The sequence below is a fragment of the Sphingobium sp. AS12 genome, assembly GCF_019097845.1.
GTDB lineage: Bacteria > Pseudomonadota > Alphaproteobacteria > Sphingomonadales > Sphingomonadaceae > Sphingobium.
Map to the genome: position 1 here is coordinate 193,127 of NZ_JAHRGM010000067.1, position 15,138 is coordinate 208,264.

Genomic DNA, 15,138 nt, shown 5'->3' on the forward strand with positions numbered 1-15,138 from the left:
CGACAGCAATCTCGACGGCTGGACGCTGCAATTGATCGACGGGCAGGGTGATGTCACCCTGCTGGGCGAAGGCGGCACCAACCTTGCTGGTACGCTCGCGACGCTGGACGGGCGCACCCTGGCCGACGGATTCTATCGCCTGCGGCTCACCGCCACCGACATTTCCGGCCGGACCAGCGTGGACAGCGCCACGATCGAACTGCGCACGGGCGCGGACAAGACGTCCCGCTATACCACGCAGCATGTCGATATCTCGACCGTGCTGGGCGGCGTGCCGTTCGATCTGGTCAGGGCCTATGACAGCATCACGGGCAAATGGACGTTCCTTGGTCTTGACGCTGATATCGTCACCAGCGTCGGCAGCCAGCCCAACGCAGGCGGCGCGTTGCCCGCGTTCGAGATTGGCACGCGATTGTTCCTCACCTTGCCCACGGGTGAAAGAGCGGGCTTCACCTTCAGCCCCGTTGAGGAGGTCATCGGCGGGCAGACCTTCTACCGCCCCGCCTGGACGGCTGATGGCACACATGGCTGGCAGTTCAGCTCGATCGATGTCCAGCTTCGCAAGATTGGCGGCAAATTCTACGATGTGGATAGCGGTGCGGCCTATAATCCTGGTTCGCCGGTGTTCGGCGACCGTGACTATGCCCTGCGTGCGCCTGACGGCACGATCTACATTCTCGACAGCCAGCGCGGCACGGTCGAAATTCAAATGGCCGAGGGCAAGCTGCTGATCGGCGACAGCGGCGTCACCGCGCTGGGCGGCGATGCGCTGCGCTTCCTGCATGATGCGCGGGGCAATGTTACCCAGGTCACCGATGCAACAGGCAAGGCAAGCATCTATAGCTGGGACGAGGATAACCAGCTGACTGCATTGCGCGATCTCGTGACCGGGGCTGGCATCCGCTATGGCTATGTCGATGGCCGGCTGGCGCTTGAGGTGCCTTCATCGGGTGCAGGCAAACGGATCGTCAATAATGGCGACGGCGCCGTGGTGACGGAAGCGATTGTCGCGGATCTGGCGACCCCGGCGACCTTCACCGGCCAGACGGTATCGGGCAATCTTGGCGCAGGCGGCGCGGAAAGTTTCGCGTTCACCCTGCGCGAAAGCGAATTGGAGGGGCTGCCCAACACATTCGTTATCCTTAGGGTAGAGACCACAGGAACGGTAACGCCCCAGATCGCAGGGCTGCCCCCTCTGGCGAGCGCCCAGGCTGGCGGCAAGCTTGTGACCCTGTTCGCGCTGTCCACATCGGGTCTGCACGAGTTGCGAATGTCTGGCAGTGGTGCCTATTCCTTCGAGATGCGCGCCGCGGGCGATATAAACGGCGATGCGAAGGTCGATGGGCTGGACAGCGCCGCCGTTGTGGCCGCGCTCGCCGGATCGGATGTCAGTGGCGATGGCGTGACGGACGCGATCGACAATCAGATCGTGGCTGCCAACTATGGTTTCCGTGCAAACCAGTCGCCGGCGATCGCCGCCACGATTCCGCTGGAAAAAACCCATGTCGACTTGCAGCGTTATGTCGATCTGACCAAGCTGGCGACCGACCCGGATGGCGACCGTCTCTATTTCCGTATCGTCGGGGCGACAGGCGGAGCGGCTGCCCTGGCCGCCGACGGGCGTGGCGTCCTGTTCACCCCGACCGCCGGCTATTCGGGCGCGGCGTCGATCCGCTTTTCGGCCGATGACGGCTTTGGCAGTTCGGCCGAAGGCGTCATCGACATCAACGTTTCCGATGCCGCCTTGCTGTCCTTGAATTTCGCGCTGCGTCAGCCCGCCTTTGCGGCACCAGGCGAAAGTGGCGGCGTGGGCCTTATCGGTCAATTTGCCGATCAGGCCGATGTTGCGCTGCCCTATTCCTATGTGACGGCGAGCGTCGGCCATCCCGACATCGTCCGTTTGGGCACGGACGGGACATTATTGGCTCTGGCTCAGGGGTCGACCTATCTGAAGGTCTCACGCGGCAATATCGCGGCGGCTACGTCGCTGACGGTGGGCGAACCCGATAGCGTGCATGAGTTGATGACGCAGATTTACGGGATCAACGCCTATCCCGACAGCGTCACCTTGCTGCCCAACGGCGGTTCACGCGCCATTATCACCAGCCTTGATCCAACGGAGGAAACCTTCGCAAACGGCGCGGCGGCAGGGACGGTCTATGTATCCGCCGACAGCGCGATCGTGACCGTCGATGAAAACGGCCTGATGCGCGGGGTCGGTGCCGGATCGACCTTTGTCACCGTGATCAACGGGTTCAGCGAGGATCGGGTGATGGTGTCCGTCACGCCGCCGGTCGTTGGGGATGATGTTGCGGTCAATGGCGCTGCGGGCGCCATCGTGCAGAATGCCGATGGCGTCCAGATCGCCTTTGGGCCGGGTGCGCTGAGCGGCAATGCCACGGTCACGATCGATACGCTGACGGAAGCAGAACTGCCCATCGTCATGCCCGCGACCGATGCGTTCCACTTCCTGAGCGCATTCGACCTTCAGGTCGATGGCGCAGAATTCAACGACACGGTCCAGATCGCGGTGCCGGTAACCGGCAATCCGGGGGATCAGGTCTGGTTCTTTGCCAGCGTTGATTTGCCACTTGGTCCAAATGGCGAGACTATCCCGGTCTGGACGGTCATCGATTCCGGGGTGATCGATGCCGACGGCATGGCACGGGCCAAGTCGCCGCCATTTCCGGGCCTGAGCAGGCGTGGCGCGGTTCTGGTCGCGGGCGCGGCCAAGCCGTTGCCGATCCTGCGGCTGAACGTCGGCTTCACCGCGCTCAATGCGCTGGTATTCGCGCCTGCCATCGGCATTGCGGCTGTTGGCGGCCTGGCTGGCGCGACGGTCGCGCTCGGTCTGGCTGGCGCTGCCGTCGGGTCGATCGCGCTGCCGCTGTTTGCGCAGCTCAAGGAGATCCAGATTTACGCCGATCTGGCGAAGGATCAGGACGCCGTCCGCCGGATCGACCTGTCACCTGAATTCACGCAGGCGGAACTGAATGACGGCAAGACGATCCTTGCCAATTTCCCGCCACAGGCCTTCCAGTCCGACAAGGGACCGATCGTCTCCAGCGTCGCATCGCTGGTCGCCAATGACGGCAGCACGTCCGTCACGATCACAGGGCTTGACTTCATCGATGGTGAAGCCGGATCGATCAGCGCAAAGACCAGCAATGTCCGGGTCGTCCTGACCCACGGATCGAAGCGGGTTGTGATATCCGATGCAGTCATAACCGGCAGCATTGGCGGGACACAGCGACTCAGCTTCACGGCACCGCCCACCGTCCTGCTGGGGGCCAGTGATATCACGATCGTCCGCCCGGCTGTCGGATCGTTCGGGTCGGCGAGCGGCGAACCCAATGATTTCACCGAACTGGTCGAAAGCGCGGTCGTCAAGATCGACAATAAGGCGGGATATGCCTTTGTCGGCGATGCGAAGGGCGTGCAGATCATCGATCGCAAACTCTCGTTCGAAACGACACAGGCTACGGACCAGCTGATCGCCCGTATCGATCTGGGCGCGCCGGTCAGGGAAATCGTCGTGACCGGCGATCTGGGCGCAGCTTTTGTGGCGACCGAAAAGGGTATTGCCGTCATCGATACGCTGACGCTGCGCCAATATGATCTCAATCCCAATAGCGACAATGATTTCATCAAGGTCGAGGGCGGGGTGGTCACGGCGCTCGCGGTCGATACGGAGAATGGCTATCTCTACGCCGCCGGGCTGGGCAAGGTCTATGTCATCAACATTGATCCGGGCCGGGACAATTATCTGAAGGTCGTCGCCGACCCGCAGCATACGCTGAACATGGAAATCACCAGCAAGGGTGAACAGTTCGGCCATATCACCAGCATGGCACTGAATGCCGATGGCACCCGCCTCTATGTGGGCCTGCCGGTATCCGAAATGTTCGGTCAGCGCCCCTGGATCAACAATCAGAACAGCGATGCCGGCCTGATCATGGTCGTCAACGTCGACGAGGAGCAACGCCCGGCCGAGGATCAGGCCAATATCCACGGATGGCGCACGGTTGTCGACAAGGTGGCGGCGGGCATCGAGGTGTTCGATATCCAGCCGACGGTCGATCCCAACAAGATGGTGTTCGTTGCGCGCGGGGACCGCAATCGTGGTGCCAAGTTGCTGGAGCGCACGCCTGCCGGAACGCACATCGTTACCCAGGTTGCGACCCTGACCATGGGTCAGGAAATCGGCGTGTTCGAACAGCCGTTCACTATCGCCGGGCTGGTCATCAGCGTCGACAAGAAGCGCAGCACCGATGAAGGCCGCTTTTCGATCGGCCGGGTGCCGGACCTCAACGTCCATAATGCGTCGGGCATCGCAGTCACGCCGGACCTTGAATATATGTTTGTCGCCGATTGGGGTTTGCCGACCCTCTATTGGTATCGCGACCTGGATTACTCGCAGCTGGTCGATGAATTTTACCGGGTCGGTTCCAAAATTCTGGTCATCCAGGATCCCTTCGGGCCGAACCGTCGGCTGGTGGGGGCGACTACGCCGGTTCCGTTCGCGTTCCTGGAGGAACTGCGTGTCGATAGCTCCGGCACCAAGCTTTACGCCAATTACCGGGGTGCCGGTAACATCGTCATCCTGGACATCAACAAGGTCCGCGACATCGCCAAGCGCAGCGATTTCGACAAGCTGCTCGTGGAGTTTCAGGACAAAGCGATCGATAATCCCAACTATCCATTCGATATCTATAATGAATCCACCGGCCAGGGTGCCGTCGACGTCACCCGGCATGGGCGCGGACTGGCGCTCAATGCCATCCAGGCGCTCAATCTGCTCACCCCGACGACCGAACTGGACCTTCACGGCGACAACCCGCCGCCGCTGACTTTCAAGTGGGAATTCGATCCGACGCTGATACCGGCCGGATCGGTGATGAAAACCAGCTTCTATCTCAGCACCCTCGCGCCCGGCGACGGGCTGTGGCCGGACGATCCGATCCGCGAGAGAGGCTTGCTGCAACAGCCCGACTGGCAGGGTTCCGACAAGCATCCCAGCCGCATCTTTACCAAGCTGGACCTGGCATCGGGCAAATGGCGGGTCTTGGCGAGCGGCGAAGTGGTGTCGGATGGGGCACTGCCTCCCGGCAAATTTGAACTGACGTTCGACCCTGAATTTGCGCGCGTTCTGACCGGTGGCCAGACCTATTTCTGGGGCGTCCGTTCGACAGAATTTGGCATTCGCGATTTCCGGCAATTTACCGTTCTGCCTGACAAGGTGCCGGCCGGCACGTTCAACGGCGTGACCGTACTGACCCATGGTTTCCAGCTGGACGGCATCTGGACCGACAATGATTCCTTCCACCAGCCCGCGGCTTTCCAGGAAATGGGAGAGATGATCTCGCGTCTGGGCGGGGGCGGCATCGTCCTGCTCTATGACAAGAATGAGGGCACCTGGGTGGACATGAACAACCCGACCAGGGTTGTCACTGGTGATATGCTGGCAGCCTATGCCGGCAAGCCTGTCGTGCTGATTTCGGACTGGGTCCGCGAATCCGCCCATGCCGAAGCCGGCTTCTCCGAAGCTGCCGCCGACGCGCTATTTGCCGCGCTCATGGATCTGGACGCGGAATCGAGCAATACGCTGCTCAGCTCGCCTCTGCATTTCATCGGCCATTCACGCGGCACGGTGGTCAATAGCGAGATCATCCAGCGCCTTGGCTATTATGGCCGGGTCACCAGCGGCATCCACATGACGACGCTGGACCCGCATGATTTCGTCCAGGATTCGCTGGATATTCCGGTCAATACCCTGCTGAACATCGCGAAGGCCTATAGCAGTTTCAAATCGCTTGCGCTGGCCGTGCGTTCGGTCGCCACGGCTGTCGGTGCGGTCAGCACGGCGGTAGGCTCCGGTGGCCTTTCGCTGGTAGCGACGGGGGCGATCCTGGGCGGTGTTGGCAAGGGCATGGTCGAGGCGGCGGGTGCCGCCAAGATGGCGTTCCGCATTCAGAAATTCCAGGATCTGGCCCAGACGCTGGGCGTGCAACTTGATCCGGTAAAGTTCGGCGATTTCCTCGATCCCGACGTCAAATTGTGGTCGAACATCAGCTTCAGCGACAATTATTATCAGGATGCCGCCTCGCAGACTTTCACGACGGCCACGCCCAACGGGCGCGATATCGGCCCGACGGATATTTCGCGATATCTGGGCGGCGTCGTTCCGGGCGTATCCGGGTTCAATCTGGACGATTTCGCCGGATTGGGGGCAGGTGGCCCGCATAGCCGCGTGTGGCAATGGTATGCCGGCACGATCGACACAAACATGACCAAATTCCAGGGACTGGATATCTATCGGCGCATCACCGACGATGGCATACGCCCCAAAGTGTTCGGCCTGCCGTCGCTCGACCAATGGAATATGGAGCCATGGTATTTTGTCGATCCGGGCAAGGTGACAAGCTCCAGCATGTCGGTGCGCATCGGTGCGGCGAACCAGATGGTCACCGGCAACACGACATCCACGACTCATTTCAATATCACCGACGGCGTGGGGACCGGCTGGTTCTATTCGGCTGCAGGCGGCGGGGCGGATTTCCGGCCGATCATCAGCGGTGGCGAGGTCGATGTCACCAAGGACAATAGCGAGGCACCCAACCCTGGAGGTTCCGCCGTCCAGAGCATCTTCAACGGCAATTTCGAACAGGGCACCCGCGAATCGCTCAATGTCCATCTGGAGCGTATTGCGACCGGTGAACTGGCCGACGATGCCGGTCGCTTCCCGATTTCTTACGAAATTCCCGGCTTCGCATTTCATGGCGGGCAGGGGTTCAAGCTCGATCTGCTTGGCCTGCCCGATGCCGATGCCATCGGCAAGATCGATGTCGCGGCGCTGTTCATGGTCAACACCAATCCCCAGGCGCTGGTCAAGAAGGTGCTGGTCAAGATTTGGGAGGACTTTTTCGACAGCCAGGTCAGCCTTGCCAACCAGATCACGATCGGCAATTTCAAGCTGCCGACGTTGAGCTTTGTCGAGGCGAAGCTGGCTGCAAAGGTGATCGGCTGGGCGGGCTTTGATGCCGGCAAAAAGATCGACATGGTCAACAAATATTTCAAAGCGACCAACAAGGTGTTCAAAGCCGCTGGCATGGCGACAGAGGCGCTCAATGACGGCCTGAACACGCTGGTCGAAAGCACCGGCGTCACCATGTCCCTGGGTGAGGATACGAAGGATGAGGCGGGCCTGAACCGCTTGAAGGCCTATGTCTCCAACGCGATCGAAAACGGCTTCGACAAACTGTTCCCCAATCAGGATAATTATTCGCTGATCATGGGGGCCAGCGCCGCCCTCACCAAGATCATCGATTCCTTCCTGCCCGATGGTGACATCTGGGAAGCGATCAAGATGGAGACGCGACGGATCCTGCCGGGGCTGGATTCGATCACCCACAATTTCGTCTATGTACCGAAGGATCAGCCCTATCTAACCTTCAAGGTGTACAAGCCCTATATGTTGCAGCCCGGCGCGAAAATTCGCGTGCGTTTTGAAGGGGCGGGACTGCCGACAATCGATGCGCTGGTCGCCAATCAGGAGGCGGGCGCGCGGCAGGTCGATCTGGGCACCGGGATGTTCACGTCCAGTGAATTTTCGGTCATCGTTCCCGACGAATATAAGGGCCGTTCGGCGACGATCACGATCACCCATGAAAATATGGCGCCGACCGCGGAGGACAAGCAGGATCTGGAGGACGCGGCATTCATCGACGCGATCACCAACGCGGCCAAGGATCTGGGGACGGCGGTCAGCCAGATATATCTGCTCGACGATCTTCGCTTCACGACGGTCGCGGCGATGAATGGCGTCATGCCCGGTTCGCCGCAGGTCGCGGCCGAAGGTGTCGCAATCACGCCTGCCGCTCCGGCGGTTACGCTGGAACAGCTTGCCAGCCTGGTCGACGATGCGCGGCTCGCCTGGATGGCTGCGGGGATCAGCGATGCTGACGCACAGAAATTGGCGGATCTGGAATTTGCCGTAACCGACCATCAGGATGCGGCTCTGGCCGTCCATTCAGGCCATGTCATCACGATCGATGCGGACGGTGCCGGGCACGGCTGGTTTGTCGATATCACGCCAAATGGAGCGAGCGAGTTCCTGACATCGGGCGGCCGGCTGATCGCCATCGACGGCAGCGCTGCGGCGGGGCGGTACGACCTGCTCACCGTGCTGATCCACGAAATGGGCCATGAACTTGGCCTGTCGGAATTGCCGACCACGACCGTCGGCCGGGTGATGAATGAAGCGCTCGGACTGGGCGAGCGGCGCTTGCCAAGCTTGGCTGACCTGCCGGTCGTGCCGGTCGCAGCGCCAGTCGCAGGTGCCGTTCGCACCGTCACGCTGACGGGGACAGGCAGTTCGGCGTTGGCTGCCGTGGCGGCTGCGCCTTTCGCCTTGCTGCCTTCGGGGACGCCAGCGACCGCGCCGTTCCAGAATGGCGATTTCGGTGCGGCTTCGGGTTGGTCGCCAGTGGGTGGCGGCGTCGTTTCCGGCGGAGTGGGCGTTCTTGCCGAGGACAGCCGTTTCCTGTCCTCGCTCAACCAGAAGTTCGTCCTGCCCAATGGCGCAACGGAAATCAGTTTCCAGATCCGGTCTGCGGTTCTGGGTGCGAACAGCGCGCTGCCGCCTGATGCGTTTGAAGTGGCACTGCTTGATCCGGTTACCGGCCAGTCGCTGCTGGGCGATCTGGACGGGCTGGACCTTTCCGACGCCCTGCTCAACCTGCAGGCCGATGGATCGCTCTACCTTGCCCCCGGCGTGACCGTGACCGGCAATCCATTGACGGGCAGCGCGACGGTGACCGTTTCGCTTGCAGGGGTCGACCGGAGCAACGGCGCGTTGCTTTCCTTCGACCTGATTGCGATGGGTGATCTCGACAGCCGCGTGACCATCGACAATGTCGCGTTCGTGGCGGTGGCCAATAACGCGCCGGTCGCGACCAATGACAGCGGCAGCGGCGATGAAGATCAGGACATACTCATCGATCTTCTGGCCAATGACAGCGACGCCGATGGCGATCTGCTGAGCATCACGATCCTGAGCGGCCCGGCAAACGGGACGCTCATCCCGCCGACCGTGACGGGCGGAGCGTGGACCTATCGCCCGGATGCGAATTTCGCGGGAGCGGACAGCTTCACCTACAACATCACCGATGGGCTGAGCGCGCCGGTGTCGGCCAGTGTCGCCATCACCGTGAATGCGGTGAACGATCTGCCGGAACTGGCTGTCGTGCAGGATCGCAGCGCGGTACAGGGCAACTTCGTCACGCTCAATCTGCTGGGAAGTGACGTAGAGGATGTCGCATCGGGCCTGACCTATGCACTCGTTTCCGGCCCAGCCGGTGCCAGCGTCAACCCGTCGGGCCTGTTGAGCTGGACAGCGGGTCTGCCCGGCATCGAGAATTTCACCGTGCGCGTCACTGACAGCGACGGCGCAACAGCCGAACGCAGTTTTGCGATCACCGTCGTGGCGCCGGGCAACGAAGCACCTGTATTTGCCGCGCTGCCGGATCGGGATGTCAATGCGGGATCGCTGTTCACGCTCCAACTGGCTGCAAGCGATGACGATGATGCAGCGGCGGATCTGACTTATACGCTGATCGCTGGGCCAAGCGGCGCGACGCTATCGCCTACCGGCGAATTGCGATGGGTAGCGACGGGAAGCGGCTCCCGTCAGGTGACGGTCCGCGTGACCGACCCCAAAGGCGCGTTCGACCAGCGGAGTTTCGCCCTGAATGTCGTGCCGGTCATCGGCAACACCGCACCGACGCTGCCTGTTCTTGGCGATGTCGCGGTTGAAAGCGGCAAGCTCATGATCCTGCCGATCACGGCCAGCGACAATGAGGACGTCGCCGAAGCGCTGACCTATTCGCTGGTCAGCGGCCCTGATGGCGCGGCCATATCGGCCAGCGGCCTGTTCAGCTGGCAGGCGGGTAATCCCGGCTCACAAACCGTGACAGTGCGCGTCACTGATACGGGCGGGCTGATTGCCGAGCGCAGCTTTGCGATCCTGGTCTCCAACCCGGCGCCTATATTCGCGCCGATCGCCGATCGCTCGGTATCGACTGGCGGCAATGTCGCGATCACGCTTTCCGCCACCGACAGCAACCATGGCGCAGCCCAGCTCGTCTATTCGCTGGTCAGTGGTCCGGCAGGCGCAAATGTGACGAGCGATGGCCAGTTCAGCTGGACGGCCGCCGGACTTGGCAGCCAGCCGGTCGTGGTTCGCGTGACCGATCCGCTGGGGGCATCGGCGGAGACGGGCTTCAACATCGAAGTCACGAACGTCGCGCCGGTGCTGTCCGATGTCGGCCCGGTTAGTGTGAATGAAGGCAGCGTGCTTTCGTTGCAGCTTGTCGCCAGCGATACCGAGGATGCGGCGGCGGACCTGACCTATACGTTGATCGCTGGCCCCAGCGGCGCAACGCTATCACTCACGGGCGAATTGCGATGGGTCGCGACCGGAACCGGCTCCCAGACCGTGACAGTGCGCGTCACTGATACCGGCGGGCTGATTGCCGAGCGCAGCTTTGCGATCCTGGTCTCCAACCCGGCGCCTATATTCGCGCCGATTGCCGATCGCTCGGTACAGACGGGCGGCAATGTTGCGATCACGCTTTCGGCGACCGACAGCAACCATAGCGCAGCCCAGCTCGTCTATTCGCTGGTCAGCGGCCCGGCAGGCGCAAATGTGACGAGCGATGGCCAGTTCAGCTGGACAGCCGCCGGACTTGGCAGCCAGCCAGTCGTGGTTCGCGTAACCGATCCGCTGGGAGCATTTGCAGAGACCGGCTTCAATATCGAGGTGACGAACATCGCGCCGGTGCTGGCGGCGGTTGGCCCGGTCAGTGTGAATGAAGGCAGCGCGCTGTCGTTGCAGCTTGTTGCAAGCGATGGCGATGATGCGGTTGGCGATCTGATATTCTCGCTGATGTCAGGACCAGCGGGGGCAACGCTGACGAGCGGCGGAGTGCTGAACTGGCTGCCTGCCGATGGCGGCGCGGATGCAGTCTTTACCGTCCGCGTGACCGATCCCCATGGCGCGCTGGCCGAGCAGAGCTTCAATGTCGCGGTGGCCGATGTCGCACCGATCCTCAGCGTATCGGGCCTGACGACGACACTGACTGGCAAGACCTATACAATCGCACTGGGTTCAAGCGATCCGGGCGACGACAGCCCGATCGAATGGGTCATCGATTGGGGCGATGGCACAACGCCCACATCGGTGGAAGGCAGCGCCAGCGTGGCCAGCCACATATATGCGGACGATGGCAATTTCCTGGTCAGCGCGCGCCTGCGCAATGATGATGGCAGCTTCCTGGCTTCGCCGATCAACCTGGTCGTCAATGATCCGCCCCTGCTGCGGTTGACGCAGGCGGGCTTTGTCGATGGCGGACTGGTCGTGCGCGTTTCCGAACCGCTTGATGTTCTGGCGGGCAGCAAGGCGGTGCAACTCACCGACAGCAGCGGCAATGCGGTTGCCCTTACCCTCGGCTTTGCGGCCGACGGGTTGGGCTTCACGCTGACCCGCGCAGATGGCAGGCCGCTGCAATATGGCAGCTACGGGTTGGTCATCGCCGATGGCGCATTCATCAGCGCGGATGGATCGGTGCTGGACGGCAATAATGATGGCCTGATCGGCGGTGCCTATCAAACCAGCCTGACTTTCAGCCAGTCCATGGCTGGTAGCGCGCGCCTGCCGGACTTTATGCGCGGGCCGGGCGAGCATGTCGATGTTCCGCTCGCCGATGATGCCGGGCTGAAAGTCAGCTTCGCCAGCCAGGGCGGGGTCAAGACCATGACATTTACGGTCATGTATGATCCTGCACTGTTGCGCGTCGACGGTGTATTGCCGGGTGCCGATCTGCCTACGGGCGCGAGCCTCGGCTTCGTGACGGAGGCTGCAGCTGGCGGCAAGCGTCTGGCCCGGATCAGCGTCAGCAGCGATACGCCGATCGCTGCGGGCGACCGCTGGATACTCAGCCTGGATGCGACCGTGCCGGACACGGCCCCTTACGGGTCTAGCGAAGTGCTGGAAGTGAAGGTCGAGGCGATCAACGCCGCTGCGCCTTCCGCAACCGAGGATGATCAGGCGCTGCAACTGGTCGGCTATTATGGTGATACCAATGCCGATCGTCAGCAAACCATGGCCGACCTGTGGCTGGCGACGCGCGTGGCGCTTGATATCGACAAGGGCTTTGCGGCGTGGGGCGATGCGCCGCCTTCGCTGATCGCCGATATCCGCGACTATCGCCCGTTCGCCAACCCGCACCTGCCGGACATCGAATTCACCCCGGTGAAGCCCGCGCCGCTGTGGCGTTCGCAGGTCGTGCCTCCTGCTGATTTCGGGCCGCTCACTTATGGCTTTTACGATGCGGTGGATCGCTGGGCGCAGGATATCCACGCAACGAATTCGGCTTGGTATGAAGAGGGTATGGACGGCAAGAAGCAGGACCAGCCTGACGACGGCGCTACCGCCCCGACGACTGAATCTGGCACGCCTCCATCGCCCGCATCGGCTCCACCAGCGACGCCTGCCCCCGTCACGCCCTCGCCCACTGCGTCAGCACCCGGCGATGGACTTGCCTCGCCAGCAGGTGTCGCGACCGCCGCCGCCGTGCCGCCGAAAATCAACATGGCTGCGCGACCTGCCGTTCAGGGCATGATGGCCGCAATGACGGAGGCCGATAAACAATGCTCGACATGGCTCTCGCGCTTCCTGCTCGACAATGGCGATGATCGTGGATGCACCACGGGTAGTGATTTCCTCCCCATTCTCATTCCCGGCCTCAATGGGCCGAGAGAAAAGACGGGCGACAAGCGCCGCAAGGCTGCCACGCCCGCTGGTGAAGAGCCTTCGGGCGAACTGGAGACAAGCACATGAATGAAAAGACCGCGACGCCCAAGGGACAGGCCGCGCCGCGCCAGCAAAAGCTTCGGTTCAACAGTGCCAATCTCAAGAGCAGCTATTGCAACATGTGCAACGCCACCAGCACTCGTGAAGAGGTGGTCCTCAATTTCGGTGTGAACCAGAATTGGGACCAGCCCAGCGCTACGCCCGCTGAACTGGAAGTGGATTTGCAGCACCGGATCATCCTTAGCCCCTTTGCCGCGAAACGGCTGAGCGAGGCGCTGACGCAACTCGTGCGTGACTATGAAACGCGATACGGTAAGCTTGCCTGAGGGTGCTGTCGGCCGACAGGGTGATGGCGACATGGCTGGCCAATGGTTGGGGAAGCGCCGGATGATCAGGCGGGCGACAGTTTCAGGGGCCGTAATAATTTGAGAGCCATGCCCTCTACATCCGAACCGTCCGACGATGCCCGGCTGTGGGCATCGATGGCCAGCGCACGCGATGCCGGGGCCTTTTGCCGCGCCTGGCTGGATTTGCAATGCGCGCGCACGCCTGGAGCGGTCGCGGGTCTTGTCGTGCTGGAAGGGGAGGAAAACAGTTTCGCGCCAGCAGCCTCCTGGCCCACCGGCCCGCAGGATATTCCGCATCTGCGCAAAGTAGCTGAACAGACGCTGGCGAGTGGCCAGGCTGTTGTTGAAAACGACCCGGATCATCCCGCCCAGACCGGCATAGCCTATCCCATCGCGGCTGCCGGGCGGACCTATGGCGCGGTCGTCCTCGTCATTACAGGCGCAACGGCGGAACGATTGCAGCCGATATTGCGCGAACTCCATTGGGGTGTCGGCTGGATATTGTCGATCGTATGGCAGCATCAGGCTACCGAACAGGCAGACAGAAATGCTGCATCCATTGCGGCGCTCGATGTGCTGGCGGCGATCGAGGAGCATGAAAGCTTCGATGAATCGGCGGTCAGCCTGTGCAATGCTCTGGCGGTCGCGCTGGACTGTACGCGGGTCAGCTTTGGCAAGGTTTACAAGGACAAAGTGTCGCTCGCCGCGATGTCGCATGGCGCATGGTTTCGCAAGAAGTCCGATACCGCCGAAGCGATTGAGGCGGCGATGGACGAGGCGCTGGATCAGGGCGTTACACTGAGCGTCCCGCCATCCGACGGCAATCGTCTGATCACCCTGCAACAGGCCCGGCTTGCTGCGGGCGGAGGATTAACGGCGGTCGCGTCCGTGCCGGTGCTGGATCGCGGACTGCCGGTGGGGGTCATCACGCTGGAACGCGATGCCGAGGGGGTGGCCTTTGCCCCACGCGACCTGCTGTTTGCGCAGAGCGTGGCGAGCCTGACCGCGCAATTGCTGGCGTTCAAGCTGCGGGAGGAACGCTGGTTCGGCGGTCGCGCGCGTCGGCATATGATGGACGGCGCGCGCGCCTTGTTCGGCCCACGCCGTCCGCTTGCCAAGGCGCTGGGCGTTGCCGCTCTCCTGTTGCTCCTGATCCTGCTCGTCCCCCTAGCCCAATTCCGGGTTAGCGCCGATGCGGCGCTGGAGGGAAGGGTGCAACGCGCCGCGGCGGTGCCATTCTCCGGCTTCATCGCGCAATCCCATGCGCGCGCGGGCGATGTCGTAAAACAGGGCCAGTTGCTTGCCACACTCGACGATCGCGATTTGCAGATAGATCACGCCCGTTCGGTGAGCGAAGTGCAGCAGCTTGACCGGGAATATCGGGAATCGCTCGCCAAGCATGAGCGGTCGAACATGAACCTCGACGGGGCTAAGCTGCGTCAGGCGCAAGCCCAGCTCCGCCTCATCGAATATAAGCTTGCGCGGACGAATATCCTCGCCCCGCTCTCCGGCGTGCTGGTTTCCGGCGATGTCAGCCAGCTTGTCGGCACGCCGGTCAAGGAAGGCGAAATTCTCTTCGAAGTGGCGCCGCTCGACGATTTCCGCGTCGTCCTTCATGTCGAGGAAGCGGATATCACCTATGTGCGGCCGGGACAAAAGGGGCGATTTGCCCCGACCGGGCTTGCCGGGGAGACCGTACCGTTCGTCGTCACCCGTATCTCCTCCGTTACCGGGACACAGGAGGGTAAGAACACATTTCGGGTCGAGGCCGAGCTGGACAGCGACGCGCCAAAGACGCTGCGTCCGGGTATGGAGGGCATTGCCAAGGTGACGATCGACCGTCGATCGAACCTCTGGATATGGACACGCGGACTGCGCAACTGGCTCCAGCTCTTCTTCTGGAAGTGGATACCCTGAGCG

At 62.1% G+C, this 15,138-nt stretch carries 3 protein-coding genes (1 of these 3 running past the window's edge); all 3 read left to right on the top strand.

Annotation, left to right across the window (positions count from 1 at the left end; translation table 11 throughout):
- Tightly spaced (at most 42 nt apart), the 3 genes in view from KRZ98_RS20615 to KRZ98_RS20625 form a layout consistent with a single transcriptional unit that may run on beyond the window.
- Positions 1-12,898, top strand: the end of a protein-coding gene (locus KRZ98_RS20615) for a putative Ig domain-containing protein (protein ID WP_254798738.1). 24,233 nt of this gene lie to the left of the window's left edge; the window shows 12,898 of its 37,131 coding nt (coding positions 24,234-37,131); the start codon falls outside the window, past its left edge; its stop codon occupies positions 12,896-12,898.
- Entirely contained in the window at positions 12,895-13,197 is a 303-nt protein-coding gene (locus tag KRZ98_RS20620; RefSeq protein ID WP_217675113.1) for a DUF3467 domain-containing protein, read from the top strand. The genes KRZ98_RS20615 and KRZ98_RS20620 overlap by 4 nt, the downstream gene beginning before the upstream one ends.
- 42 nt (positions 13,198-13,239) lie before the next feature.
- A complete protein-coding gene (locus KRZ98_RS20625) occupies positions 13,240-15,135 on the top strand; it encodes an HlyD family efflux transporter periplasmic adaptor subunit (protein WP_254798739.1) in 1,896 nt (631 codons plus the stop codon).
- The last annotated feature ends 3 nt before the right edge of the window (positions 15,136-15,138 follow it).